The following is a 26,353-nucleotide window of genomic DNA, read 5'->3' as shown; positions in this document are numbered from 1 at the left end:
GAAACTTTCTAGAGTTAGTATAAACTGTGAATGACTCTATCGAGCAGTCAATTATGCAAAAAAGATCCCTTGGTTTAGACGATCGCCTCTACGATTACTTTCTATCTGTCTCTCTACGGGAACCAGAAATTTTATCTCAGTTGCGTCAAGAAACAGCTAATCATCCCGCAGCAATGATGCAAATTGCTCCCGAACAAGGTCAATTTATGGCTTTACTAGTTCAATTGTTAGGAGCAACAAAAACTTTAGAAATAGGGGTATTTACGGGTTATAGTTCTTTATCTGTGGCTCTAGCGCTGCCTGCTCATGGTAAGATATTTGCTTGCGATGTGAGTAAAGAATACACAAATATAGCGCGGCGTTATTGGCAGCAGGCTGGAGTCGCTAACAAAATAGATTTGCACTTAGCGCCAGCAATAGAAACACTAGATCGATTATTGGCATCGGGACAATCAGAATCTTTTGATTTTGCTTTTATCGATGCAGATAAAGAAAATTATGACTGCTATTACCAGCGATCGCTTCAATTAGTTCGTCCTGGTGGATTAATTGCAATTGATAATGTTCTCTGGGGTGGAGATGTGGCTAATTTTCAAGTTCAAAATCGAAGTACTCAAGCAATTCGAGCGCTCAATGAGAAATTACATCATGATGAAAGAATAGCCTTAAGTTTAGTACCAATTGCTGATGGATTGACTTTAGCATTAAAGCGATAGATTCAGAAAGTAGATTCAGCCTTTCTAAATTTACTTCTAGGTGCAATTCTCAGTAAAAAATTGTCTACTTCTGCTAAAAAATCTCCGGCTGAATCACTCTTTACATTCCCCTGAGCGTCATCTTGTTCTGCTGCTATGGCTTCCTGCAACAGTTGCTCATGCTGTTGTTGTAAAAGTCTTTTGTGTAGAATTTCTAGCAACACTGCTTGCTCGTCGATTGATAAAGCTTCTACCGTTTCGATCGCCTGCTGAAACTTAGGGGTGTTAAGTACCATAGATACAGATAAGTTACCAACTTCGTTAGGTCTGTTCTTAAGTGTAATCTATAAGATGCTGTTGTAGTACGGAAATTACCCAATGATTTTAGTTGAGGCAATTCCTCATGCATTCGGGCTTTATCATTCTTCAAGAGTTAAATTTAAGCTTTTTTATTTCTGTTTCTTTGGTAAGAAGGTAAAAATTGATAACCCTCTTTAAAAAAGCATAAAGAGGGGGTTATGAAATCTATTTTTCGTGCGATCGCGCTTTTATTGCCCTCTCATTCTGGCTTTATATTCTGCATAATAGTTGCTGAATTTCCAGAATTCGACAATTAGATGCCGCACGGAACGATAGCTTTTTTTAGCAAAGTTGTAGGCTTGCTGTCTGTGACTAACAGGTGCGCGATCGGTGTGTTGATAAGAAGTATCTCTCATATTCGTCTCCTAAATTAATTACAGTTTTTGACAAAATTAGCGGTAATATCTTTGCTCGATCCAAGAACGCATTTCTGCTTCAGTGCCAAAGCTTGTTGACTCATTTGTATTTGGATCGAATGCTTGCCACCATGTATTGCCTTGGCGATCGCGGCGTTGCTTTACTTGTAGTTCGTTGCTTTGAAATAACCAAGCAAATAAGTGCTGAAAAAATTTGGAAACCTTGGCATAGTCGTTTGGCTTTGCCACAATAAATTTAGTTTGAGATTTACGGTCAGTTGTTTCATTTCCACGGGAAATTAAGTAATCGCAATTAGCTTTCATAGTTCGAGGTAATTGAAAGTAAAAATAAGTCTTTGTTTTGCGGCACAAATCTAATCTAACAACTACTAATTCTGATGACAAAGCAATCTATGCATAGTTGTATGAATAAAATCGATAGCTCGAAAATAAGGTAAGTTATGAATGGGTGGCATTGAGCCAAATTCATTCATCATTTATCGTTGAAGCCATGCTAGAGCTTAGCAATAGTCAGATCAAACTCTCCCAACTGCGAGCATTATTGGCAGTAGCCGAATACGGTAATTTTAGTGAAGCGGCTTTACGCTTGGATTTGTCTCAATCAGCAGTCAGCCACGCGATCGCATCATTAGAAGATGAATTAGGCATCTTATTATTCTCTCGCGGTCGGCAAGGCGCATCTCCCACACCTGTAGGAGAACAGGTCATCGGTTATGCTGAAAAAATCTTGCAGCTATTGGAAGAGATGGTTGCAGCAGCCAAATCAGAAAAAAGCTTGCAGAGTGGCACTGTCAGAGTTGCTTGTATACGGAGTGCAGCTACCCATATCTTACCGTCTGCGATCGCCCAATTTCGCCGTCGTAGTCCAGGAATTGCGATCGACATCTTAGAACATTTCGACCACTTGGACGTAGAAAAAGCTTTGCGGGAAGGTCAAGCTGATGTAGGCTTTACCCACCTCCCTACCAGTGCGGAATTTGAGACTTGGGAAATTTTGCGGGATGAATATGTTGCTCTACTACCACCATCTGCTAATTTGCGGCAGAATCAGTGTACTTGGGAAGAATTATTTGCTTATCCTTTAATCGTTCCTAGTACCAATAATGCGTGTTTTACCACGCTTCGCAACCACCTGCTAAGCGCAAGTATTCGGATCGATCATCAGGTTGCTTACCAAGTTAACGAAGACTCTACTGTTGTCAGCATGGTATTACAAGGTTTAGGCGCAACAATTATGCCACGGCTAGCAGCAGAACCAATCCCATCAGCCGTACATGCGTGTAGTTTGCCAGTACCATTAGAAAGAATCATTGGAGTAGCTGTGCTAGCAAATACGCTGCTAACTCCGGCGGTATTTACTTTTTTAGACGTGTTGCGGGGTGTTAAATCACCTGCGGTTAAATTTGCATCGTGAGGTCAGTTATCAGTGTAGAGACGTTACATGTAACGTCTGTACAAAGTTATCAGTTATCAATCAACCGTCAACTACCAATGACCAATGACCAATGACTAATGACCAATAACACTAAAAACTTGTTGCTCTAACTTGTCGCACGACTGGCGTACAAGTCTCAGTCCTTCATCTAGAGAAATTTCACCTGTGGAGGTTTGGAATTCTTGTAACAGTTCCGCTTCTGTAGTTTGATATTCACCGAGATCGGAACGAAATTTAGTTAATAAATTGATATTTTCACCGTCTTGAGTGGCAAATTCAAATATGGAGTCGAGATAATCCTTAACTTCTCGATTTTTCACTCCTTCGGTTACGGCTGTATAGAGTAGATCGTTATCTAAATATTCAAATTCTGGTACGTCTAACCGATCGCCCTTTAATTGAAAAGTCTTAACGCCTGCTTTTGGTCTGACGGTTAAATTCTCGCGTCTGACTCTGGCGGCGGCGTTACTTACTAAAGTTGCGATCGCTAATATGCGATCGGGATAGTTACTATCTGTACCGCGCAATTCGATCGTCCCGATTTTATTGAGTCGGACGCGATTCCATGCCGTTTTTAACATGCTACCTCCCGCCTCATAAAACAGATGGCGTTCTACTCCAGCACGATCCATCGCTTCCAACCAAGCATGATAGCGCCCAAACTGCAACTCTACTAATTCTTCTACGCTATGGACGTAAGGCTGAAGTCCTCCCACGGCTTGCAGATTGGTGTAAACTCCCTCCCAGCCAAAAATATTTCGTCCGCGATAATGTACGGTATGCGCTGAAACATTCATTCCCCGTCCTTCGTAAAACGGACAAGCGCGGGAAAGCGCGATCAGTGCAGCGTCTAAAGCTGTCGCTAGATTGAAGAGATTCAAGATTTCTGCTTTGGCTGCTGGAGTAGCGTCGTAAGATACTCCTATACGCGGATCGATCGCCCCTGGTTCAACTTCCAAATGTAGGTGCGTACCCGTACACCTGCCTGCGTGCAAGAAGCGATCGTAACCTACGGTACGCAGTTGAACGTGATACCATAACTTATTACGAATTATCGGCATGACGTGCAAGGGATAAGTAGACAAGGGATAGAGTCTCAAATCCAATTCTTGTCCCGCCTGGATTGCTATTTGCAGGTTACTAAAATACTCTTGAGTGAGTTCAGTAACTGAATTGACCGGGTTTGTATTAATTTCAACAATATGCTTAACCCATTCAGGTGCAAAACAATCTGGATTGCTGCCTTTTTCAGTTGCGATCGCCTGACAGCGCGATAAAAATTCATCGGCACGATGAGAAATTGCCCCAGTGCGATCGACGAGGAAAAACTCTTGTTCAAATCCAAGCCGCCGCTTTGCTTCTGTCATGGCTAAAATCTCTACAATTTAGTTTTTTACCTCTATTGCAATGATTTCACGCTCGTCGATAATTTAAAGTATCTAAAAGATAGACTTTGACTTTTGAGCTAAAATATCTCTCTTAAGGCGTAAATTTAATGCTCTCGATGATGTTAAGCCCAATATTCCGGTTGGCAAAGCTCGATTGCTAGTGCGATTAAATTGGCAAAATCAATTTTGCTAACTAACATCCAAAAACGTAATTGTTCTCGCTGTCTTTGGCTACTTTTATGAAGATACCTTCCTCGTCATTTCAAATAAATATTGGGCATTTTGTCCTAAGAATGCATCGAATAATACTTTCTTTCCTACTGCTTCTACTGGGTAGCGTTCGGCAATTTCATAATAAGCATAAGTCCAAGGAATTTGCATTAATTCTCCAGTCACATCATCTATGACTGTTACCATCTCTTTCACTGCATGAGTAGCAGTCTGACGCAAACCAACTTCTAAGCTACCTTCAATTTGGGCTTTCATCGGTACTCTCAAAGTAGCTAAGCCGTTAGCTGTAGTCTCTATATCTGGATATTGTAGAGTGTGCTGACGGTTGACATAGCCAGTGAAATGATTGACTGCATATCCATGTAATAATACCCAGGCTCCATATTGGGTAACTCGATTAACTTCTTCTACCACAGATTGTTTGGGAGGCGACCAAGGGCGGGTGAATACGCCTTGGAGCCGATCTACGATTAGATCTATATCGGTTGGATTAGTTGCATTAGAGGGCATTGCCCACCCTAGAGAGGCATCGCTAACAGTTTGATAGATGAGAGATGCGATCGCCTCTGGTAATTCTTCTACAATCAATTCACTAATAAATAGTTTGGGTAAGTCATACTGTTCCTGTTCTGGATGTTGATAGTGGCGAGCGTATAATTTCTGTGCTGGAAAAATATATTCTCCCGCTGCTGTGTAACCCAACGCCTCAGCAACACTAGCTAAATACTCAATGCCTAAATTCTGTTTTCCTTCGGGCGTATCAATATTTAACCGCAGCGAACGAAAAGCAATATGGTCGTTGGCAACCGTACCACCTGCTTGGAAAATCATTTGTTCGTAAACTTGAGCGTAGCTGACTCTAGCACGGTATTGTTGCCAGAGCCGATCCCAAAGATGAAGCGCAATTTCAGCTTTCATAACATCATGAAGGAAGAAGGGGATGAAGAGGTGGGCATTGTTCACCCTGCTGACTGATAACTTTGTACAGACGTTACATGTAACGTCTCTACACTGACAACTGTTTCCTCACAAGTTCCTCAAATTCTATTTCTATATTAAATATCAAGTCATCTGAGTCATCTGTGAATGACGGTAGTGTGACTGGTAGATGCTACGCCTTTGCGCTGATATAGTTCCGCACGTTCTATGGTGGTGAGTGCGGAACTTTTTTATAATTAATCATTTGTCACTTGTCATTTGTCATTTGTTATGGTGATAGTAAGAGCCAAATTTTGAACGCCAGTTGCTTTAAGTCGGCAGAGCCGCCCAACGCACTGGCTCCTTTTGGCTTTTGACTTTTAACTTTGTACATATTTGTTCAACTAACTTCATTCGGTTGAAACAAACTCACAAGATTCTCAACTTTTCTACTTAGTGTAAAAGTAGACATATTCCGGGGAGAGTCTGATATGGAAAGCTTCGATTTTGTCATTATGGGAGCTGGACTAGGAGGACTGTCAGCTGCCGCTTGTTTGACTCGACAAGGATATCGAGTTGTGGTTTTGGAGCAGCATTACTTAGCGGGAGGATGCTGTCATACATTTGATTATGGGGAATATAGATTTTGTGCAGACGTTCACTATATTTCCCAGTGTGGCTCGGGTCAGGCGATCGCGCAATTTCTTAATTACATTGAGCGGGATGTCCCCTTTGTTTCCCTCAATCCCGATTGCATCGATCGCGTTATTGCTCCAGAAATTGATTTTAAAATTCCTTTAGGTTGGGAAAACCTACGTCAGCGTTTGCTCTCAACTTTTCCAGAGCAAGCCACACCAATTAATCGCTATTGTGACGAAATCAAGCAAATACACCAAGAGATTCGCAGCCTAGTTCAAGAAGTCCGTTGGTACAATCGCCATCTATCAGATTGGTTGAAGTTACCCAAGTATTGGAATTTATTTGTAAGGCGAAATTGGACGCTACAAGATCTCTACAATCGTGTCGGTTTGTCACCCAAACTACAAACGATATTAGCAGGACAAAGCGGAGACTATGCTTTGCCACCCGAGGAAATTGCGCTTTTTACTCATACTTCTTTAGTATGGGATTACTCGGAAGGAGCCTATTACCCTCAGCACCACTTCAAACACTTGGTTGATGAGATTGTTGCAGCCATTACCTCTGGTGGTAGCGTCGTGCAATTTTCAACTCCCGTAGAATATATCGAAGTTGAAGACCGTCAAGTACAAAAAGTCATTGCTGGAGGTAGAACTTATCAGGCTACTCGTGCTTATATCAGCGACTTAGACCCCAAGTTAACATTACATTTAATGCGGGAAACTGTCGAAGAATTAAGTAATCGGGAGCGTCAACGCCTGACTGGTTACGAATATTCTGCTAGTGCTTTTAATATTTATTTAGGTTTAGATAGCCGCTTTGAGCCAGAAAAATATGGGATTGGCAATTGGAATATTTGGTATTATCCCAATGGCGATTTAAATCAAGCCTATCGCCAACAATTGCTGGGTGACTTACACCATCCTTGGATTTTTCTCTCTTGTCCTACGATGAAATCTCCAGCAGGTGGTATGGCTCCGCCAGGACATCACGTATTAGAAATTGCTACCGTGTGTCCCTACGAACCATTTAAACAGTTGCACTCAACAGATCTTAAAGCTTACAAGACGAAAAAACGGCAATTTTATCAAGATATGATGACAAGCGTGCGAGATTTGATTCCTGACGTGAATGCTTATACTCGTATGAAGATTTCTGGAACTCCCACCACTAGCGAATATTATCTCGGACAACCACAAGGAAACATTTACGGTGCGAAGTTAATCCCCAAGCAAGTCGGTTTGAATCGTTTAGGATATACAACTGAATTGCCAAATCTTTTCTTCGTTGGTGCTAGTGCTGGATATCCCAGTGTCCCAGGAGTCATTGGTAACGGTATGGATGCGGTTGAATTGATTACAGGTCAATCGGTCTGGAATCGAGCTAACACTTCTGAGCTGTTGATTAAAAGATAGTTTACCTCTTTTGGGTTATTAGCTGTTAGGAGGGAGAATGGACGCAGTGACCAGTTGTCAATGTACAGACGTTACATGTAACGTCTGTACTATTAGGAATCATCAGATACTAGTTACCAAGGTTTTTAATTGCGATCGCCAGTCGTTGTCGAACTGGTCACTGTCCTAACCTCTAACCCCTAAACCCGATATATGAGCATCAGTAAGCAAGGAAAAATAATTGCTCTTTGGATAGTATTTCTATTCGGAACAGTTTTTCACACGCAGTTAGCTTTAATGCCGCTGCTTTATGGTGAAAATGTAATGATGCCTGATACTCAGGGAAAAATGCCGGCATTCGAGTCATGGTTAATGTTAGGCATGTTTGTCTTACCAGCGATCGCAATTGTAGTGACTGCATTTAATAATTCGAGACGATATAGACTCATACATTTTTGCCTGACAGTTCTGTTCACTGTCATAAATTTTATTCACATCGTCTTCGATCTATCGGTACAACCGATTGTTTGGCATCAAATTGTTTCGATCGTCTTGTTATTTGTGAATGGGTTATTGTTAAATATTGTTTCCTTGCAATGGTTGCGAGAGCGAGATAAAAGTCCTAAACTTCGCAAGAAAGTGACTGTTAAAGCAGTCAAAAATTCCTAGTTGTAAAATTTGAAAATTAAAGCCTAAAAAGCTACTTCTTTTTGTGAGTAGAGACGATCGCAATAGAGCATCCAACCCAATCCAAATAAACTCGATAGAGAACCTGCGATCGCAGCTTTGACACCCCATCCCACAGGTCCTAGCCAATCGTTAATTTCGTTTAAAATTGCCGTACTAACTTTAGCAACGACATAGGCTGTTCCCACCGCACCAATAGTAACCATACCTAACTCAGCCAATATTTCTAATAGATTTTTCTGCGATAGATCTTCCTCAAAATAGATTTTCCAAATTAAGGTGTACATGCCAATATCAGCAGCAGTTAAGACAAACTGTTTTGGCATTTCTACGCCTGGAGAAGGGAGAGCCGATACAGCACCGCCACTAGCAGCATAACCCGCGATCGCTAAAACAGCTTCGATTCTCTTTTTACCTTGTAGATCCATGATTATCTCCTTGATGATTTGTCATTTGTAACTACTTTCTGATAACTGATAACTAGAACTTACAAATTCTCTGGATCTTCTCCCAGCTCTCGCAACCGTGCAGCTAATCGTTCGGCTCGTTCCTCTGCTGTTAAATAGCGATTTCCCTGCAAGTCATACCACGTCAATACCTCTTGCTGTATGCCTCCTAAAACTATTTGATGTCTTCCGATTCCTAGATTTACTTCTGGCATCTTGTAGGGTTCGCCTATCTGCAACTGATACACTCCATTTACCAATTTATAAACTTCAAAGGGTTGATGTCCGTCCCGCCGCCAGAACTCGGAATTATAAATTATGTAATATAGAACCCCTAACTTAGCGTAAACTTCCATCTTTTCGTCATACTCTCCCCCTGGAGTCCAAGAGACAATTTCTAAGGTCAAAATTGGTACAACATCATTTTCTTCCCAAATGACATAGCTTTTACGCGATTTACCTTGTTTTTTGCGATCGACTCCCAAACTCAAAAAGCCATCAGGGACAACGGGAATTCTAGGATTGACTCCGGTGGTGTGATAAATTCCCATATCCACCCCAAAGAACCAATCGATCCGATTTGCCCAGATAGTGTTAAGTAAAAATAATAAGAAGTTAGGCAGAAAATTTTGGTCTTCGTTGTCTACGGGCGTATCATCTGAACAAGGTAGTTCGGCACTAGTTGGTAATGCTGGCTTGAGGTCGGATTGTGTCATCATCCCATCCTAAATTGCTTTCATTACTGATGAATATTAGCTGAGGCGATCCGATCGCATTCCTGCTTGTATGGGGTCAAATCCTGGGGGAAAGTGGGTGGTATCGGGGTCGTAATCTGCTTCGCGTAAGTCTGCTGTTTCGAGTTTGGCGTGACGTAAATCTGTACCAATTAGAATTGCTCCGCGTAAATTGGCTCCATTGAGGTTAGTTTCGTTGAGGTTAGCATAGCTTAAGTCTACTCCTCTCAAGTTTGCGCCACTTAGATCGGCTCCACTTAGTTCGGCATAACTTAAGTCTGCGCCCTTCAAATCGGTAGCTTTAAGATCGACTGCACCAAGTTCTATGCTTGTAAAGTCTCGTTTTCCAGCCGCATATTGGTTGAGGAGTTCGGCTACATCAGTCATGGAGTTGGGGATGGCTTCAGACATAAGCAAATCTAACAATTTTGGAGTTAAAGGTTTTATTTCTAGTTTAAGGACACAATAGAACTATTTGTAGTTTGGAAGTGGAAGAATTATGTCGCGCAAAGACGCATACGCGGAGCGTTCTCGAAGAGTAGGCGCAAAGAGTAATTAGGATGTTTACATTTTATTACGGAAATGAAAAATAGAGAGATAGCAAGGAGCGCTGCGTTGGAAATAATTGACTTATATTATGTTTTGTTTAAATGGAACTTATGAGAATAGTTCGTTCTGAGGATTTTATAGAATATGCTGGTATTTTCGAGATTAATCGACTTGCATTTGGTCAAGAAAATGAAGCGAAATTAGTTGAGAATATCCGTTACTTACCTAATTTTAACTCTGCTCTATCTTTAGTAGCAGTTGAAGGCGATCGCCTCGTCGGGCATATTTTATTTAGCGAAATTGCGATCGTTAGTCCTCAAGGTGATGTGATAGCATTGGCTTTGGCTCCATTAGCTGTTCTGCCTCAGTTTCAAAATCAAGGTGTCGGTTCTCAACTTGTGAGAGCAGGGTTGAAACAGTGTCAGATTTTAGGATACAAAATTGTTATAGTTCTGGGTCGTCCGAACTTCTACAGTCGCTTTGGTTTTGTGCCTGCGATCGATCGAGGATTGCGATCGCCTTTTTCTGTTCCAGATGAAGCATTTATGGTACTGGAACTCGTACCTGGGGCATTAAATGGAGTTAGCGGGATGGTGAAGTATCCATCTTTGTTCGATTGCGTTTAAGCATGAAATAAAACACGTGCTTAGATTCCGTGGCTTTTACCAATCACCCAGTGACGGCGGAAAAAACGCGATAAAGCCGATTCTTCTAACGATAAATAAATTGGGCGACCGTGGGGACAGGTACGGGGGTTGCGGGTACGCTGCCATTGATTGAGTAGCGTTTGCATTTCTTCTAAACTCAAAGTCGTACCGTTGCGGATGGCACAGCGACAAGCAGTCGCAACTTGAGCCGCTTGTAAGTCGCCACCTAAACTTAGTTCTACTAAGGCATCGGCGCAGTCGTCGCGCTGTACCAGCATTGCAGGGGCGCTACGGACTGCCCACAAGCGATCGCCAAACGGTTCGACTTCTAAATTCAAACGCTGTAATTGAGCTATTTGAGCCAGCGAAAGATGATTCAGAATCACTGGCGGTTCTAGGGGACGAGTTGCCAGCGATCGCACAGTTGCTCGTACAATACTCGTTCGTGGGCGATGTGCTGTTCCACCAACCACATACCACCAGGATGTTCTACCAAGATATACATGTTGTGTACCTGGGCGATCGCTTTCAGAAAAGGGTGTAGGGTGTGGGGTGTAGGGTGTAGAGTCGATCCCCCTCAACTTCCTTGTCTCCCTTGTCTTCCTTGTCTCCCTTGTCTCCCTTGTCTCCCTGTGCGATCGCCCGACTCGTACTATATACGCCTTTTTCTTCCGCAACTTTAATGAGTTGAGTAACTCGTGTATTATGAGCCGAGTCCGACACGCTGTTACTATTGAGCCGCAGTATTTGTTCTATAGCGCCTGCCGTGTGTTCTTGCCAATGACTCAGATGATGTAGGTAAATTTCGGTTTTCGCTGGCTGGCGGTTCCAATCGATCTGCCACGGCGCAACTTTCAAATGGAGAAAACAAACTGGATAGCGATCGCGGGGTAACGTCCGTGTCATCGCCGCAAAGATCGTTTGTTCCAATTCTGCAAACTTCACCATTCTACCGTTCACTGCCACCCTCACCCAGTCTGGACGATGACGATGACAGCGATCCGGTAAACCCAGAACCAATTGAAGGGATGAATAGTGAGAATTTGGAATTCGGAATTCGGAATTCGGAATTAAATTCTCCCTCTGCTCCTCTGCTCCCCTGCTCCCTGCTCCCTCAAAAGGAGTTGGCACTTCAACCTTAAGATATTGCAAATCGCTCAAACTGACTTGGCGTAGAATTTGTGGGATTAAGTGCTGGGTAGTTGCTCCTGGGGAGAGGGTAAACCATTCGCGATCGTCTTGCCAGACTTGCCAGGTGACGTGAGGATGACACAGGGCAATTTGCTGAATTGTATTTTGGATCGCTCTGGTTTGTTGACTCAGAGAAGGCATTCCCTGACGACGTTCTGCCCAATTTGCAAATAAATTAGAGACTGTGACGACTGTACCAGGAGCGATCGCCACTGTTTCTGTCTCTAGAACTTCGCCGCGATCGCAGTATCTCACGCGCCATCCCTCACCAGTCGCAGCAGCACGGCTCAAAATTTCTAATTCAGCCAGTTGAGCCAAACTATGTAACGCCTCGCCACGAAATCCCAAACTCGTAACTTGCCACAAATCTTCACAGCTACGAATTTTGCTGGTGCTATGGGCAGTAGCACACGCTTGTAAATTCTCCAAATCCATGCCACAGCCATTATCGGCAATGCGAACGCGCCACTGTTGCGGATAGAGATAAATAACTACCCGCGTTGCTCCAGCATCTAGAGAGTTTTCTGCGAGTTCCCGCACGACAGCAGCCAGAGAATCGATAACTTCTCCAGCCGCGATTAAATGTACGACCTCAGTAGGTAAAGGTAGAATCCCAGATTTCATAAGATCTAGTCTATCGGAGGAGACAGTTATCAGGGAGCAGAGAGCAGGGATAAGAGAGCTGAGGGAGCGATCGGGAGCTGAGGGAGATGAGGGGGAGAAGGGGGATAAGGGAGCAACTACCAATTACCAATTACTAATTACCCATTACCCATTTATAAATATTTTCTAGGATTATTTCTTAAGGATGACGAAGTGTGATTTTATGACCATAGATAGTGAATCAGGTTCAATTCGATTTGCATTGCTATAGCTATCATCTATGTCGTGGGTTTTACTTCTTCTACATGGAGATAGATCGCTGATGGATGTTTGAGTTTATTATTCTATCTTTAGGATGAATGTAGAAAAGTTCTTGCTAAAGAAAGATCGTTTTGGTTTGTTTTCCTTGGTACATTGCTGTTAGTTTTGTAAAGAGAGGAAGCCTAATGGATAAAGATAATCTTATGCAAGGGGTGATTCCACCTGAGCCTCCGATTAAAGCTCAGTCGGGCGTACACGAACTGAAATCGCGCTTGGAATGGGGAGAACCTGCTTTTACCATCCTTGACGTGCGCCCTCGAAACGCATATAACGACGGTCATATCATGGGAGCTATGCCCATGCCAATGGAAAGTTTAGCTGAACGGGCAAAATCTTCCTTAGCTCCGAGCCGCGATATCTACGTTTACGGTGAAACAGACGAGCAAACTGCTGAAGCTGCTCAAAGTCTCCGGTCGGCAGGATTTGAGCATGTATCGGAACTTAAAGGCGGTTTTCCTGCATGGAAGGCGATCGCAGGTCCTACAGAAGGGATTGTTGAGTCTCAAGCACCAAAAGATCAGGAAGTATACAATGTTGTAACTCAGTTACAACATCATACGGATACGCAGAAAAACCTTAGAGATAACTAGTGTAAGAAGTCAGAAGCCGGAATTAAAAAAAGACGAAGCTACTTACGTAGAACATCAAAAGAGCGTTAGAAATTTAATCGACTCTGAATAGCAAACCAATCCCATCTCGGAGTTTTTTCGCGGTGGGATCTTTATCATCTAGCTTTGGGCGATCGCCAATCGTCAATTTTGCGATCGCGGCACTTACAATAAAATGCATTGATGCAATTGATCTAGGAGTCGCGATCGTGCCAGCAGCAGTAGGAGTCATTGAAACTTTGGGTTTTCCAGCCATACTCGCCGCAGCAGATGCAATGGTGAAAGCAGGCGAAGTCACCCTTGTTTACTATGGGATTGCCGAAAAGGGAGAGTTTTTAGTCGCGGTTCGCGGTAAAGTAGCAGAGGTTAATAGATCTGTAGAAGCGGGAATTGCGGCTGCTGAAGAAGTGTTTGGGGCTCAAGTCATCGCTCACTACATCATTCCCAACCCGACAGAAAACATAGAAACGGTATTACCAATTCAATACACTCAAAAAGTAGAGCAGTTCCGCACGTTTTAAGGCGACTGGCAATATAAAGTGAGGGCGCGACGCGATCGCCTGTCAGAGCTTATTGTCACAATTAGGAATAAATATCTATTGACAAAGAAGAGATGACACAAAATGCTTTCGCTCTGTCAAAATATAGGATGAGCATTTATAGAATGTATTTCTTAAGCTCTATACTTACAAATTCTTGACACGATCTATTTGGGGAGATAGCCAGTGCCACAGGCAGTTGGATCGATTGAAACGAAAGGTTTTCCTGCTGTGTTAGCCGCAGCAGATGCAATGGTTAAAGCCGGAAGAGTCACTTTAGTTGGTTATATTCGAGTTGGTAGCGCTCGTTTTAATGTCAACGTGCGCGGTGATGTCCAAGAAGTCAAAACCGCCGTTGCCGCAGGAATTGAGGCAGTAGAAAATGTATACGGAGGTACGCTTGAATCCTGGGTGATCATTCCGCGCCCACACGAAAACGTAGAAGTCGTACTACCCATCGGCTTTACAGATGAAGTCCAGCGCTTCCGCGACTCGGTGGAACGACCGATAATTCAAAGATAGAGAGCGATCGAGTAGGGAGCAGGGAGCAACTACCAATTACCAATTACCAATTACCACTAATAACTGACAACTGTTCCCTACTCCCTTTTCTTGTGATTCGGATTTCAATTATTATTCCAACGTTGAATGAAGCAAGCTGTATCGGGCGTACTCTGCGACAGCTAAGCATACTCGATCCTCCAGCGTGGGAGGTGCTAGTTGTCGATGGTGGTAGCGAAGATGGTACGGTTGCGATCGCTCAAGCTGCGGGAGTGCAAGTTTTATTCTGTACTGAGCGCGGGCGTGCAATTCAAATGAACCAAGGGGCAAAAGCTGCCAGCGGAGAAGTTCTTTGTTTCATCCATGCTGATACTTGGGTTCCAGACGATCTCGTTGAAATAATCGAGCGGACTTTGGCAGATCCTGAAGTTGCAGGTGGGGGTTTTGTTTCCCTCATGGCAGGTTCCTCCAAAACTCGTTGGTGGATGTCTCTGCACAATTTTCTCAAAACTTATTACGCGCCGTTACTATTTCGTCCCCACTTATTTTTTCAGGGTTTGAGGTTACTATTCGGCGATCAGGCGATTTTCTGTCGTCGAACTGATTTTTGGCAATGTGGTGGTTTCGATCGCACTTTGGCAATTATGGAAGAAGCCGATTTCTGCTTGAAATTAGTGCGGCAAGGGCGCATCCGGCAAGTCAATCGCATCGTCCAAAGTAGCGATCGCCGTGTTGCCCGTTGGGGATTTTGGCAAGCAACAGCAATATATCTATATGTCGGTTTTTTGTGGGGATTTGGTATTTCTCCCACATATTTAAAGCGACTGTATCGGGATATTCGGTAAGTGGTGCGTGGTGAGTGGAAAGAGCGATCAATAGCTGGTGGCTGGAATTGCTTCCTTGTCTCCCTTGTCTCCCCCCTCTCCCTTGTCCCTCTTGTCCCCCTCAATTCTCCGTCCAGTCATAACCATTTCAACTTTGGTAGGGGCTGAGACTAAACCTCGCCTTACGGGATGTACGGGGCGGTTGTTGGCTAGCGAGAGTTCTAAGTTAGATAGGATGGTAGCCAAGACGAGTTTCATCTCAAACAGGGCAAAAGCTGCACCAATACAGCGCCGCACGCCGCCGCCGAAGGGTAAGTACTCGTAAGGAGAAAATTGCCGTTCTAGGAAGCGTTCTGGTTTAAATTGCTTTGGTTCGGGGTACAGGTCTTGGCGTTGATGGGCGAGATAGATGCTACCTACTAATACCGTACCTGGTTCTAACTGTTGCCCTAAAAGAGTAACGGGCGATCGCACGACTCTCGGAAAAGTAAGCATTCCCACGGGATAAATCCGCAGGGTTTCAGAACAGATGGCGTTGAGATAGGGCAGTCGCACGATCGCGTTTTGGTCTGGTGTATCGCCTAGAATGTCAAGTTCTGCCAGCAACTTTTGCCGGACTTCGGGCAGTTTGTGAATCCAATATAATGCCCATGTCAAAGCTGTAGCCGTGGTTTCGTGACCTGCAACAAGCAGCGTCATCAATTCATCGCGTAGTTCCTCATCTTTCATCGGTTCTCCGGCTTCATCCCGCGCCGCCATGAGTAAGCTGAGGATGTCGGTACGCCCGGGATCGGGATTGGCGCGACGTGCTTCTATTTCAGCATGTAGTAGTCGATCGAGTTGTTGTTTTTGACGCAAAAAGTTCCCCCACGGACTCCATGCACCTAAATCTCGTTGTAAAAAGGGAAAGAATAAGAGGCTAGCTTTGAGGGGCGAGTTCGTTAACTCCAGCATGTTGTAGAGGAGTTTTTCGATCTGTCGATAGCGTTCTCCTTCCCTCAAACCGAAAACAGCTTGCAAAATGACATTGAAGGAAATGGCTTGCATGGAATCCCGCACAGAGAAAGGCTGATTCGGATTCCATTGGCTGGTGACTTGTTTGGCGATCTCGGTAATGATTTCACCGTATGCCTTCATCCGATCGCCATGAAAGGGTGGAACCATCAGTTGGCGCTGGCGGCGGTGGCGATCGCCACTTTGCATGATGACTCCAAAATCCCCTAATAATGGAGCGAAAATGCCGTTGATCTCTCCAGGTGCGTCAAACTGCTTGTAATGGTCGTTGGTCAATATCTCCTGTAACAGTTGGGGACTGCTGACATAGACCAGGGGACGATAATTTAAACCTACCTTGAGAGTAAACCAGTCACCATAACGTTGAGCGCAAGACTCCATTAAAGCAAAGGGATTAGCAATCCACTGTAACAATTGAACGAGCGGTGGAGTTTTTGGACCTTGGGGTAGAAACATAATTTCTTGCTCTAACTCTCTTTCTAAATCTCTTTTATTGTTACGCCAGCCTTAAGTAGTCAAAATACAGATACTGCATTACTGAAATAATCTACCCCAAGCAGATGTAGAGTCAACCGCGATCGCCTTAAACTTTCCTAGCGTTTTCTCGTTGGCGATCGCTATGGTGGATATTTATATTCTCGATCTACTTGTCATTGGGTTGCTGCTGCTAGCAGTCACCCTTGGTTCGGGTTGGATTTCCCGTTTACCTTTTTCCTTTGCCCTCATTTACTTAGTTGTAGGGATTATTCTCGGTCCCTACGGTTTTAAACTCATTCAAGTGCAACCAAATGCTGAGTTTTTGCAACGACTGACCGAATTTGTCGTAATTGTCTCGGTGTTCAGTTGCGGCTTAAAAATGAACCGTCCCTTACAATTGCGAGCATGGCAAATTACAGCCAGATTGATTGGATTTCTCATGCCCATTTCAATTGTAGCGCTGGCAGCAGTAGGACATTGGTTGTTGGGAATGAATTGGGGTGCAGCCGTGTTACTGGGTGCAATTCTCGCTCCTACCGATCCCGTATTAGCTTCAGAAGTGCAGCTAGCAGACATTGACGATGAGGATGAATTACGTTTTGGTCTGACTTCCGAAGGAGGTTTGAATGACGCACTGGCATTTCCCTTTGTCTATTTTGGCTTGCATTTATTCAAAGACCCCAATTTAGATAATTGGTTTAAACAATGGGTAGCCGTGGATTTAATTTGGGCGATCGCATCTGGAATTGTGATGGGAATTGCCGTAGCCAAAGCTATTACTTGGATCGATCGCCAGCTGCAAAAACGTCGTCCTGCTGATGTTTTGATGGAGGATTTTGTTGCTCTAGGAACGATTTTGGTTACCTATTCCTTGGCAGAAATTGTTAACGGCTATGGATTTATTGCCGTATTTGTTGCGGGGTTAGTCGTCCAGCGAAATTACGCAGACAATCTAGAAAAACGCGAGTCCGAATTAGAATTTGTCGAACGAATTGAAAAGTTAATGGAAGTCGGCACAATTCTGTTACTAGGATCGCTGTTGAGAATGCAACCCTTGTGGCAATATCTCGGAAATTCTCTGATTGTGGCAGGATTATTACTCTTTGTCATCCGTCCCGTAGGAGCGTGGATTAGCACGATTGCAACAAATCCTCCGGTAGAATGCGATCGCCGTCGCTTGCATCCTGCCAGTCGGTGGTTATTTGGTTGGTTTGGTATTCGCGGTGTTGGTTCTTTGTACTATCTCTTCTACGCTTTTGGTGAAGGTTTAAAAGACAGTGCGGCAGAACAAATTGCCTGGATTACTTTCACAACAATCGTTATTTCTGTAGTTTTACATGGAATTAGTGCCACACCTTTAATGAGTTGGTACGAGCGTAGAATCAGAGGGAAGAGCAGGCGAGCAAAACACGCAACTCTACCCGAACAAAGCGAGTAAATAATGCATAGAGACGTATCATATTACGTCTCTATATTTGTACTATTTTGCTATTTTTTCCAGTAAGCCTTTTGCCTTATCTTTGAGACTAGTTTTACCTTCTTGGGCTTGAGCATCGATATTTTTGATATTAGCCTTTAAGTTGGGATCGAAATTTCGATTAGAGTTAGTCCTTGCTTGTTTTGCCTCTTCCATCAATCCCGTGGCTTCGCTATACTCATATGCTCGCTCGATCTTCTCTTCTGGAGTAGGTTTATATTCTGGAGGGATGAGTTGTGTCTCTTCTAAAGTCGCTGCATAAACTGGTGAATAGCCCGCGATCGCAGTGCTAAAAAAGCCAAGTAAACTCACGAGAAATAACAGTAAAAGCTTTTGCAAAAGCCCTTGTTTTAGATTGGATAAAATCCCACGCATGACAGTCTCTCAAAAAGTTTGACGATGAGAGCAGCTTACATTTTCTGCTATATCTATTCCTTCTACCAGAAGTACGATGTTACCATTTTTCATAAATGTAGGTAGGGGCGCACAGCTGTGCGCCCCTACAAATATATTTGCTGCTGAATGTGAATATTACGACTTGCCATAGTTTGTTCAAATAAGTCTGTGGGCAAGGCTTGTTCTACAGTCGAAACTCCTGGGTGCTTGAGCTTGCCTGATAATAAAAGTTGGGCAATACTACCAGTACCGCAGCCAGCAGCGATCGCGGTGTTATCGTGAATCAACGTCGAACAATAACTCGCCTGCTGTCCGTCTTTTAACCCCGTGACTTCGGAACGAATTGCGACTCCAATCCCGCTAAAACGATTTGTTACATCGGTCATATAGTGGCTGACATGGGCTAAAAATTCGATCGCACTGCGCCGTTGCATCCAAGATTTGGGGAAGACATGGGCAGCAATCCAAGTGAGATGATTGTAAAAATCGGGAACGGAACCAAATTTGGTAATTACGGTTTTGACGGGGAAGGCTTCCGGTAAGGTAAAAGCTTCTGGCATATCAAACCAGTAAACGCCAGATTTACCATAAGGCGCGGGAAAATCTACGACTTCGCGATCGCTATATGGTTTAATTTCCACCCACTGACCGTCGATCCAAGCGGTGAAAGGCTTCTGTAACCCCAAAAATGTCGTTCGCATGACTGTCACGCCAGCACCGCCAGAACCCGCTACTAAGTAACTTAAGTGGATGCGTTCCGGCTGGTCTAATTTTTCCACTCCCTGGCGTACCATGCTGTTTGAGATTCCAGGGAAAACGCCTGTATTGACAATTGCTGTCACTCCAGCAGCTGAAGCCGCTGGAGATAAATCTAAAGCTTTGCGAGTAAAAGACCGATGATCGCTAACATCGAGATAATCTACACCCGTTTCGATACAAGTTTTCAGAACGCTAGCGTCACGGAAATGAAAGGGTCCGGCACAATGAATGACGAGATTGGAAGCGGCGATCGCTTCTCTTAATTTGGCTTTGTCTGCTAAGTCTAATGCTAGCGATCGAACCTGCGATCCTAGTTGCTTGCTAACTGCGGCTGCTATATCGGGGTTACGGCTAGTGATGGTAATTTCTGCTGATGTATGACTGGCAATGTCTTGGGCTACACTGCTGCCGATTCTTCCCCTGCCACCAAGAATTAAAACTCGATCTGTCATCAATCCAGAATTGTTGCACCTTCTCTATTTGAACAGATTTTATGCCCGCTCTGCCTCGGTAGTAGGGATGAGTTTGGTTTTACCTCTGTCATCGTCTGCCAAACCAGTTTTTTATCTTTGTCAAAAAACCAGAACGGCGGCGAGGGCGGATACGCGGTGAATTCTGAGGATCTACAGATGGTAGTCGGTTAGCAGCAACAGAAACAGCATTTTTTGTTGGCACAATTTCAGAACCATATTTACGGGCATAAACTTGAGTAAATTCCGCCCCTAAAAAGAAAACTTGGGCAGAATAGTAGATCCAAACTAACAGAACGGCAAGGGAACTAGCTGCACCAAAGGTCGAACTGACGGCGGCACTACCGAGGTACATACTCAATAATGTTCTGCCAATTGTGAATAAGAAAGCCGTTGTTGCCGCACCAACTAAAACATCTTTCCAAGCAATTTTGACATCAGGTAGGATGACGTAAATCATCGCAAATAATAATGTCATCAAGCTAAAAGAAACGACAAAGTTGAGAATAGATAATCCAGTTGCTAAACCTGGTATCCAACTATTCATAAAGCTACTAAATGCTGCTAGTGCCGTACTCAAAAATAGGGATAATAACAATAAAACGCCAATCCCTAAAACCATACTAAATGAGATCAGGCGGCGGCGAATTAATACCCAGATTCCTTGTCCTGATTTTGGTGCAACTTCCCAAATTGTATTGAGTGCGTCTTGCATTTCACCAAATAAACCTGTCGCACCTAACAGAAGTGTAGCAAGACCGATCGAAGTGCCAACAATACCCGTTTTGGTTTGATTGACGTTAGCAAGTGCAGTTTGTACGACTGTTGCCCCTGCTTCTCCTACTAAATCTTGAATTTGGGTGACAATTTCTCCTCTAGCAGCTTCTTCACCGAATACTGCACCTGCCACAGCGATCGCGATCATCAGTAGTGGTGCGATCGAAAATATCGTGTAATATGCTAAGGCTGCTGCTAGCCGCGATGCTTTATCCTGGTTCCACTCCTGAAATGTCTCTTTTAATAATTCTCCAACAGATCGCAAGTGCATTGTTTGTCTCTTGTTGGTATTTGTTCAGTTACGTTGGTTGCAGTCAAAAAGCAAAATGGTATGAATTTATTGTAATACCAATTCTTTGTGACTACATCGCAGAATATCCCCATAGCCACCTTAATAAGGGGGGGGGTTCGGGGATCGGATCTGTGCAAAAACAAATAGAATTGGTATGGGCTAGCTAGGCTGAGTTGTTGTAATACAAATCTTTCCTATTCCCAATCGGGTAGGTACTTTTATTTAAATATTTTTTGTGCGATGTGAATTAATTTTATAGTAAATTATTATACAGTAACCGGAGTTTGAGATTCAGTATTGTCAACTTGGAGAGGAAAAACTAAAAATTTTTCGCGATCGCTCAAGCATTTTTGGGCAACCATCTCCGGCAAATTGGGTAGAATTAGTGCTGTCTTTCTGAGAAAGATACTAGTCCACTTTCTAATCCAATAGTGCTGCATTTGATTGACAATCTCTGCATCGTTGCCAGTAAAAATGAATTCCGCATTCTCATCCATCTGAAAGTATGCCAGACACTCAATTTGTTTGGGGCGAGTAGAATCCCAGTATTTTATTGTCGATTTTCTTCCCATGTAAGTACTGGTAAATTTACTTAAATGGTTGAGAGCATTTAATAGTTCTAAAACAGTAATTTTTTCTTTTTGCTTGAGAGATAAGCTTTGATTGCCATCGCATACGTGAGGAAATGTCTGCGAAATTGGCTGTGCGATCGCGCGAACGAGAGGAAATTCTTTAGCTAATTTCTGAAATATAGCAATTGTTTGTTCGGCATCTTTTTTGAGTACAGTTTTTAGTTGTAGGTTAGCGATCGTTTTAATTGCTGCTAGTCCCATACTCGTCAAAACTAACAAGGTGACTTGCGAACTCACTTTATATGTATAAACGTAATTCGTGTGAATTGGAAATTCAAAAACATCAAATGCATCGGGATTTTTGATAATATTACGGATAAAATTATGATTGAGAAATTCTTTCACTTGCCATTGTACGGCTTGCTCTTTTAAACATAGGTAAGATTTCGGTTGTTCTTGAATGAGAATAATTCCTAATCCAACGACTCCGGGCAAGTTGAGAAAGTTTTTAATAGTCGTCTCAATCATAGGATTATCATCCTTGTCCTCTTAGCTAGAAATATCTTTTGTTCTCGAGCCAATAGTTTGAGTTTACATGCTAGCTTGGTAAAATCATACATAAGTAAAATAATTACTTTCTTCAGTAGAATGCGAATATAAAAACTATAACCGATGAGTTTAACGAGAAAATATTCTACTCTCAAGGTAGATTTTACTGAAAATACCTCTGAGGGTAGAGGGGGTTTTAATTATGTCGGTAAATCCACGGAAAATATGATTAATTTTATCAAAAAATAATAGGGTACGCGATCGGCGCACCCTAGCAATTAAGTTGATTGGGATTCTAACAACCGGACAAATTTTACCTTCATCGCTTCAAGATAAATATTTGCGTGAAGTAGTATTCTCCTTTTGAATTTCTGGCAACACCAATACCAGTTAGGTTGTAACTACCTACGATGTTCCGTTGGTGTCCAGAACTATTTAACCAGCCTTGAACGGCATTGGCAGCAGGATCGGCGTAACCTTGATTATACGCAACATTTTCTGCTGCTCCCCTATAGGAAATGACTTTGGCAATCTCTTGCACTCTCTGCTGAAAACCATTATGGCTGAAAGGAACTGCACCACTTGCCATATTTTGACTGTGAATTCGAGCTTGATTGCTGATGCTATTATCCCAAGTTAGAGGAGCTAAATTACGCCCTTGGCGATATTGATTAATTCGGTTGAAAACAGCCCGTTCTACGGAGGAAGTATCAGCCTGAGCTAGGATAGTCGTATTAGGTTTCGGCTTTGCAAGTATGTTTTTCTTAGCAATCTCTCGGTAAAAAGTAGGGGTTTTAGCGTTAGCTACAATTGTTGTTCCAGTGGTGAAAATGACTGAACACAAGGCTAGTTCGAACAAAACAGAATGCTTCATGCAATGATTTCCAATGAAAGAATAAGCAAGTGAAACTGAAAATTTTCAGGATGAATCGCTGCTAAAAGAATTAGCAGATGAGTTTATTTTCCAAACTGAACCGTTGCTAAAAGAATTAGCAAATGTACAGTTTAATCTAATGCGGTCACTCTTGAAACTTTTTGCAGAAAGATTTAAAATTAACTGCAAAAATATAGCCTACAAATCTATTCAACTTTATCTCTAATTAGCTAACAAGCGAATTATTACTGAAGCTATATATCGAAGTAATTTTACTGAAAACTCAGCTATATAAATTCTGAATTAGTGACAAATACTAGACTGTTGATAGCGTATGGCGAGCCGTATTTCACTCAAGGCTTTTCAGTTAAGGCAAGAACCCTCCTAACCCAATACTTGTCGGTTAGAGTACATAGTCTTTGAAGATCCCCCTTAATCCCCCTTGGAAAGGGGGAAAAAAGCTATTCTTATCCCACGCCACTTTAACGCGACGTGCTTCAACGGGGGCGACGAAGTCCGCGATCGCGCCACCCCCGCACGTAAGTGGCTCCCCTTTTTAAGGGGGTTGGGGAGATCGAATCAAAACCCACGAAGTATTGCCCCCTAACCCGCCGCACAAAACAAAACCCCCGAGTTTGCGGGGCTGGGGGATCTTCAATCTTGCAATTTCGCAACGTAAGAAAAGCGTAAGACCACGCGCTCTAGATTATTCTGAAACTGTTTCTTCCTGCAATACCCCTAACACTCGCGCAATATACTCGCTACGCCATTGTTCCCGTGCCTGCACTACTGGTTCCTCTGGCTGATACGCTTCAATCTCTGCCAGTGATATAACTTCTTTTGTCGCCAGTAAACGTTCTACAGTATCGAGACGTTCCCGCAAGACAGACACCTCACCTGTTAACGCGACGATCGCGGACAGCAATTTATCGAGTTGCGGCTCGTCAAAGTAAACGGGGCGTTTGCCCTTGGCTTTTTTCATCCCCATGACTTCCTCCATTTACTTAGTCGCAGCAACAATAAACCAGCTACCTCTACTACCTCCTCCTTGTTGGGAATTGTCAGCCGCAGTTTTCCAAGCCCCATTGGGAACGAAGGTTTGTATGACTCGATCTGCTGCAAATCCAGCTTCAGTCATAACGGCTGTCAAGTCCAACTCCCGCATGGCACTCCAAAAAGGTTCGTTGTTGTTGGCAGTTTCCCAGTCATACATGAAAGCGCTGAAGGCATCCATGTGGCTGTACAAGGGTGCTTCTACGTGGATCGTCATCCCCCCAGGAGCTAGGAGGCGATCGCATTCTCGCATCACGTTACGGATGGCTGGAAGGGGAATTTCATGCAGCAGGATATGAGAAACTATCAGGTCAAAGGAAGCAGCTTCAAAGTGAGTCCGTTCGGCATTTTGTTGAGAAAAATGGACTCGTTTGCCTAAAGCTTCTGCTCTAGCGTGAGCGTAGCGTAGCATCGGTGCGCCAATATCGATCGCGTAGACTTCGGCTTCTGGATAGGCATCGACATAGGGTAAAGTACTGTGACCGACAGAACAACCCAAATCGAGAATTTTGGCGGGTCGAAAGTCGGGATATTTTGGTTTCAGGTAGTTTTTGACAATGGACAAGCCCATATCATCGTTAAGCGGACCCAACCACCCCGCACCGTAAATATAAACGCCGCGATCGTAGGTCGCTCCCGCAGCTAGATCGTCTGCTGTATATTCGCTGTGATAGCTACCAGGCATACAATGGATATCGACAGCGGTTTGGTAGGCAGGAATTTTGAAATTTGGGTCTAGAGTCAGCGTACCTAATTGGCGATCGCTCTGTTTTGCCCGGTCGATGAGTTCTGGTAGTTGTCGCTCTACACTGGTATTAACCGCATCCCACAACATTTCCTGGTTGATGCGCCGCAAAGCACTCCACCAACGATAATGCGGGTGTCCTTGCATAGCAGTGCGGATTTCGTGACGGTTTTGGGGCGATCGCTGGTGTTCGCGTTCAAATTGGGGCTTGACAACTTGCTCGTATACTCTTTTATTGCCGGGACTGAGATTTTTAACGATGTGTAGTTTCAGGCTTTTTACAAAGTTTTGTCGCGCCAGCTCATCATGAGTGACTTGTGGTAGCATTGGGTGTTGGAATTGCCGATCCATGTTTCCACCTCTTGAATAAGTCGTAAGTCAAAAGTCAAAAGTCAAAAGTGAGTTATTTACAACTTAGATTGATGTATAACAATTTTGCAGGCATATCATGAAGATCTACCTGCTCTAGTTGGGTATTTTCGGAAAGTATTGCTAATTGCTAAGTGTTAAGTGCTAATTGTGAGTTGCTAATCGCCAATCATTTTTAGGTACTTAGCAACGGTTTGTACGTCTTTGTCACCGCGTCCCGAACAGTTAATGACAATGCGAGGGCTACCGTCTAGCTGCGGACAAAGGATATCGAGATAGGCGATCGCATGGGCGGTTTCGAGCGCGGGAATAATCCCTTCTAACTGCGAGAGACGCTGCAATCCCGCGATCGCTTCCTCATCGGTAATGCTGTAATATTCTGCCCGACCAATCTCTTTTAAAAAAGAATGCTCTGGACCCACGCCAGGATAATCTAATCCCGCACTGATCGAGTGTGCCTCAATCACCTGTCCGTCTTCGTCCTGCAACAAGTAACTCATGGCTCCATGCAGTACCCCAACTCTACCTTTGGTTAAAGTCGCGGCGTGTTTTTCCGTAGTGACTCCTTCTCCAGCAGCTTCAACACCAATGAGTCTGACGGTTGGTTCGTTGACAAATTCGTGAAACAGCCCCATAGCATTAGAACCGCCACCTACACAAGCCAGCAAAATATCTGGTAAGCCACCCCATTTTTCCATTGCTTGGACGCGGGTTTCTTGACCGATTGCTGCTTGAAAGTCTCGGACAATTGTTGGGTAAGGATGGGGACCAGCTACAGAACCGAGGATGTAATGAGTTGTTTCTACGTTCGTCACCCAGTCGCGAATAGCTTCAGAGGTGGCATCTTTGAGCGTTCCCGTACCAGCTGCTACAGGTTGTACCTCTGCCCCCATCAAGCGCATCCGAAACACGTTCAGGCTTTGGCGTTCCATGTCCTGTACGCCCATGTAGATGACGCATTTTAGCCCAAACCGAGCGCAGACAGTAGCTGTAGCAACGCCGTGCTGTCCCGCCCCTGTCTCGGCAATGATGCGTTGCTTGCCCATCCGTTTAGCTAACAAAACTTGAGCCAGAGCGTTGTTAATCTTGTGAGCGCCCGTATGATTTAAATCTTCTCGTTTGAGGTAGATTTGCGCCCCCGTCCCATCTGGACGGGCGTAATGTGCTGTGAGGCGTTCGGCAAAGTAGAGAGGGGTGGCTCGTCCCACGTAGTCGCGGAGAAGATTTTGCAGTTCTTGTTGAAAGTCCGTGTCATGTCGATATTTTTGGTACGCTGCTTCTAACTCGCTTAGGGCAGGCATCAGCGTTTCTGGTACGTATTTTCCGCCAAAACGTCCAAATCGTCCGAAAGAGTCAGGACGTTGTGTAGATGGTTGGGAGTTGGGGGAGATCGGTGTAAGGGTCACGATACCTGCGGAGAATGACGATACTCCCATCATTAT

Annotated in this window: 27 protein-coding genes and 1 pseudogene; 10 read left to right on the top strand and 18 right to left on the bottom strand. The window is 43.8% G+C overall.

Translation table 11 applies throughout. The features are described 5' to 3' along the window. Positions 1–53 precede the first annotated feature (53 nt). The gene (locus tag M5J74_RS06575; protein ID WP_106167159.1) at positions 54–716 is read left to right on the top strand and encodes a class I SAM-dependent methyltransferase; all 663 of its coding nucleotides are present in this window, start codon (positions 54–56) and stop codon (positions 714–716) included. 2 nt (positions 717–718) lie between these two features. Here M5J74_RS06575 and M5J74_RS06570 read toward each other — a convergent pair whose 3' ends face one another. The 3 genes from M5J74_RS06570 to M5J74_RS06560 all read right to left on the bottom strand — a co-directional run bounded on the left by M5J74_RS06570 (position 719) and on the right by M5J74_RS06560 (position 1,735). Beyond that, the gene (locus tag M5J74_RS06570) at positions 719–991 is read right to left on the bottom strand and encodes a hypothetical protein (RefSeq protein ID WP_015153338.1); all 273 of its coding nucleotides are present in this window, start codon (positions 989–991) and stop codon (positions 719–721) included. Between the two features lie 252 nt (positions 992–1,243). Beyond that, positions 1,244–1,411 carry a hypothetical protein gene (locus M5J74_RS06565; protein WP_015153337.1) on the bottom strand — a complete coding sequence of 56 codons (168 nt, stop codon included), beginning with the start codon at positions 1,409–1,411 and terminating at the stop codon, positions 1,244–1,246. 36 nt (positions 1,412–1,447) lie between these two features. Continuing rightward, positions 1,448–1,735 carry a hypothetical protein gene (locus tag M5J74_RS06560; RefSeq protein WP_250016052.1) on the bottom strand — a complete coding sequence of 96 codons (288 nt, stop codon included), beginning with the start codon at positions 1,733–1,735 and terminating at the stop codon, positions 1,448–1,450. Between the two features lie 187 nt (positions 1,736–1,922). Here M5J74_RS06560 and M5J74_RS06555 point away from each other — a divergent pair, with 187 nt between their 5' ends. Further along, positions 1,923–2,846 (top strand): LysR family transcriptional regulator, encoded by a 924-nt coding sequence (locus M5J74_RS06555; protein ID WP_015153335.1) that lies wholly within the window; start codon positions 1,923–1,925, stop codon positions 2,844–2,846. 95 nt (positions 2,847–2,941) lie between these two features. Here M5J74_RS06555 and M5J74_RS06550 read toward each other — a convergent pair whose 3' ends face one another. Continuing rightward, complete coding sequence (locus M5J74_RS06550; protein WP_250016048.1) at positions 2,942–4,234, bottom strand: glutamate-cysteine ligase family protein; 1,293 nt, start codon at positions 4,232–4,234, stop codon at positions 2,942–2,944. 258 nt (positions 4,235–4,492) lie between these two features. Then, positions 4,493–5,404, bottom strand: coding sequence for a DUF1338 domain-containing protein (locus M5J74_RS06545; RefSeq protein ID WP_250016046.1), 912 nt, complete (start codon positions 5,402–5,404; stop codon positions 4,493–4,495). Positions 5,405–5,895: 491 nt separating this feature from the next. Here M5J74_RS06545 and M5J74_RS06540 point away from each other — a divergent pair, with 491 nt between their 5' ends. Together M5J74_RS06540 and M5J74_RS06535 are read left to right on the top strand one after the other, a co-directional pair. Beyond that, positions 5,896–7,458: an NAD(P)/FAD-dependent oxidoreductase gene (locus tag M5J74_RS06540; protein ID WP_015153332.1), complete on the top strand. Its 1,563-nt coding sequence runs from the start codon at positions 5,896–5,898 to the stop codon at positions 7,456–7,458. Positions 7,459–7,650: 192 nt separating this feature from the next. Next, a complete protein-coding gene (locus M5J74_RS06535; RefSeq protein ID WP_015153331.1) occupies positions 7,651–8,106 on the top strand; it encodes a hypothetical protein in 456 nt (151 codons plus the stop codon). 23 nt (positions 8,107–8,129) lie between these two features. Here the strand turns inward: M5J74_RS06535 and M5J74_RS06530 are convergent, their stop codons facing one another. The 3 genes from M5J74_RS06530 to M5J74_RS06520 are packed head-to-tail and all read right to left on the bottom strand — an operon-like array spanning position 8,130 to position 9,715. Further along, the gene (locus M5J74_RS06530; RefSeq protein ID WP_106167146.1) at positions 8,130–8,552 is read right to left on the bottom strand and encodes a hypothetical protein; all 423 of its coding nucleotides are present in this window, start codon (positions 8,550–8,552) and stop codon (positions 8,130–8,132) included. Between the two features lie 59 nt (positions 8,553–8,611). Beyond that, a complete protein-coding gene (locus M5J74_RS06525; protein WP_106216238.1) occupies positions 8,612–9,286 on the bottom strand; it encodes a Uma2 family endonuclease in 675 nt (224 codons plus the stop codon). 36 nt (positions 9,287–9,322) lie between these two features. Beyond that, positions 9,323–9,715: a pentapeptide repeat-containing protein gene (locus M5J74_RS06520; RefSeq protein ID WP_106216239.1), complete on the bottom strand. Its 393-nt coding sequence runs from the start codon at positions 9,713–9,715 to the stop codon at positions 9,323–9,325. A 248-nt stretch (positions 9,716–9,963) separates the two neighbouring features. Between M5J74_RS06520 and M5J74_RS06515 the strand changes: the two genes are divergently transcribed. Further along, the gene (locus tag M5J74_RS06515; protein ID WP_250016043.1) at positions 9,964–10,479 is read left to right on the top strand and encodes a GNAT family N-acetyltransferase; all 516 of its coding nucleotides are present in this window, start codon (positions 9,964–9,966) and stop codon (positions 10,477–10,479) included. 20 nt (positions 10,480–10,499) lie between these two features. Here the strand turns inward: M5J74_RS06515 and mutL are convergent. Continuing rightward, positions 10,500–12,315: pseudogene (mutL, locus tag M5J74_RS06500) on the bottom strand (DNA mismatch repair endonuclease MutL). A 425-nt stretch (positions 12,316–12,740) separates the two neighbouring features. Here mutL and M5J74_RS06495 point away from each other — a divergent pair. The 4 genes from M5J74_RS06495 to M5J74_RS06480 all read left to right on the top strand — a co-directional run bounded on the left by M5J74_RS06495 (position 12,741) and on the right by M5J74_RS06480 (position 15,108). Further along, a complete protein-coding gene (locus M5J74_RS06495) occupies positions 12,741–13,205 on the top strand; it encodes a rhodanese-like domain-containing protein (RefSeq protein ID WP_015153326.1) in 465 nt (154 codons plus the stop codon). Positions 13,206–13,432: 227 nt separating this feature from the next. After that, positions 13,433–13,744, top strand: a complete 312-nt coding sequence (locus M5J74_RS06490) for a carbon dioxide-concentrating mechanism protein CcmK (protein ID WP_041462378.1) — start codon at positions 13,433–13,435, stop codon at positions 13,742–13,744. Positions 13,745–13,948: 204 nt separating this feature from the next. After that, a complete protein-coding gene (locus M5J74_RS06485) occupies positions 13,949–14,284 on the top strand; it encodes a carbon dioxide-concentrating mechanism protein CcmK (RefSeq protein WP_015153324.1) in 336 nt (111 codons plus the stop codon). A gap of 92 nt (positions 14,285–14,376) precedes the next feature. Further along, positions 14,377–15,108: a TIGR04283 family arsenosugar biosynthesis glycosyltransferase gene (locus M5J74_RS06480; protein WP_106168987.1), complete on the top strand. Its 732-nt coding sequence runs from the start codon at positions 14,377–14,379 to the stop codon at positions 15,106–15,108. Positions 15,109–15,135: 27 nt separating this feature from the next. Here M5J74_RS06480 and M5J74_RS06475 read toward each other — a convergent pair whose 3' ends face one another. Beyond that, positions 15,136–16,557 (bottom strand): cytochrome P450, encoded by a 1,422-nt coding sequence (locus M5J74_RS06475; RefSeq protein WP_015153322.1) that lies wholly within the window; start codon positions 16,555–16,557, stop codon positions 15,136–15,138. 163 nt (positions 16,558–16,720) lie between these two features. Between M5J74_RS06475 and M5J74_RS06470 the strand changes: the two genes are divergently transcribed. Beyond that, complete coding sequence (locus tag M5J74_RS06470) at positions 16,721–18,016, top strand: sodium:proton antiporter (RefSeq protein WP_106168986.1); 1,296 nt, start codon at positions 16,721–16,723, stop codon at positions 18,014–18,016. Between the two features lie 42 nt (positions 18,017–18,058). On the opposite strand, the gene M5J74_RS06465 is transcribed toward M5J74_RS06470, so the two are convergent. The 8 genes from M5J74_RS06465 to trpB all read right to left on the bottom strand — a co-directional run bounded on the left by M5J74_RS06465 (position 18,059) and on the right by trpB (position 26,317). Then, positions 18,059–18,430 carry a hypothetical protein gene (locus tag M5J74_RS06465; RefSeq protein WP_106216242.1) on the bottom strand — a complete coding sequence of 124 codons (372 nt, stop codon included), beginning with the start codon at positions 18,428–18,430 and terminating at the stop codon, positions 18,059–18,061. Positions 18,431–18,555: 125 nt separating this feature from the next. Continuing rightward, on the bottom strand, positions 18,556–19,662 hold the full coding sequence (locus M5J74_RS06460; RefSeq protein ID WP_015153319.1) for a saccharopine dehydrogenase family protein: 1,107 nt from the start codon (positions 19,660–19,662) through the stop codon (positions 18,556–18,558). Positions 19,663–19,750: 88 nt separating this feature from the next. Further along, entirely contained in the window at positions 19,751–20,728 is a 978-nt protein-coding gene (locus M5J74_RS06455) for a YihY/virulence factor BrkB family protein (RefSeq protein ID WP_015153318.1), read from the bottom strand. Positions 20,729–21,015: 287 nt separating this feature from the next. Then, positions 21,016–21,849, bottom strand: a complete 834-nt coding sequence (locus M5J74_RS06450) for a hypothetical protein (RefSeq protein ID WP_106216244.1) — start codon at positions 21,847–21,849, stop codon at positions 21,016–21,018. A gap of 340 nt (positions 21,850–22,189) precedes the next feature. Continuing rightward, positions 22,190–22,744 carry a CAP domain-containing protein gene (locus tag M5J74_RS06445; protein WP_250016035.1) on the bottom strand — a complete coding sequence of 185 codons (555 nt, stop codon included), beginning with the start codon at positions 22,742–22,744 and terminating at the stop codon, positions 22,190–22,192. 706 nt (positions 22,745–23,450) lie between these two features. Then, positions 23,451–23,732: a hypothetical protein gene (locus M5J74_RS06440; RefSeq protein WP_039717448.1), complete on the bottom strand. Its 282-nt coding sequence runs from the start codon at positions 23,730–23,732 to the stop codon at positions 23,451–23,453. Between the two features lie 12 nt (positions 23,733–23,744). Then, entirely contained in the window at positions 23,745–24,893 is a 1,149-nt protein-coding gene (locus tag M5J74_RS06435) for a class I SAM-dependent methyltransferase (RefSeq protein ID WP_106216245.1), read from the bottom strand. Positions 24,894–25,069: 176 nt separating this feature from the next. Further along, on the bottom strand, positions 25,070–26,317 hold the full coding sequence (trpB, locus tag M5J74_RS06430; protein ID WP_106167798.1) for a tryptophan synthase subunit beta: 1,248 nt from the start codon (positions 26,315–26,317) through the stop codon (positions 25,070–25,072). Positions 26,318–26,353 lie beyond the last annotated feature (36 nt).

This window comes from Chroococcidiopsis sp. CCNUC1 (assembly GCF_023546805.1).
In the GTDB taxonomy this organism is placed as follows: Bacteria; Cyanobacteriota; Cyanobacteriia; order Cyanobacteriales; family Chroococcidiopsidaceae; genus Chroococcidiopsis; species Chroococcidiopsis thermalis.
The sequence above is the reverse complement of the archived record's forward strand: the minus strand, read 5'-3'. Positions and strand labels throughout refer to the sequence as shown.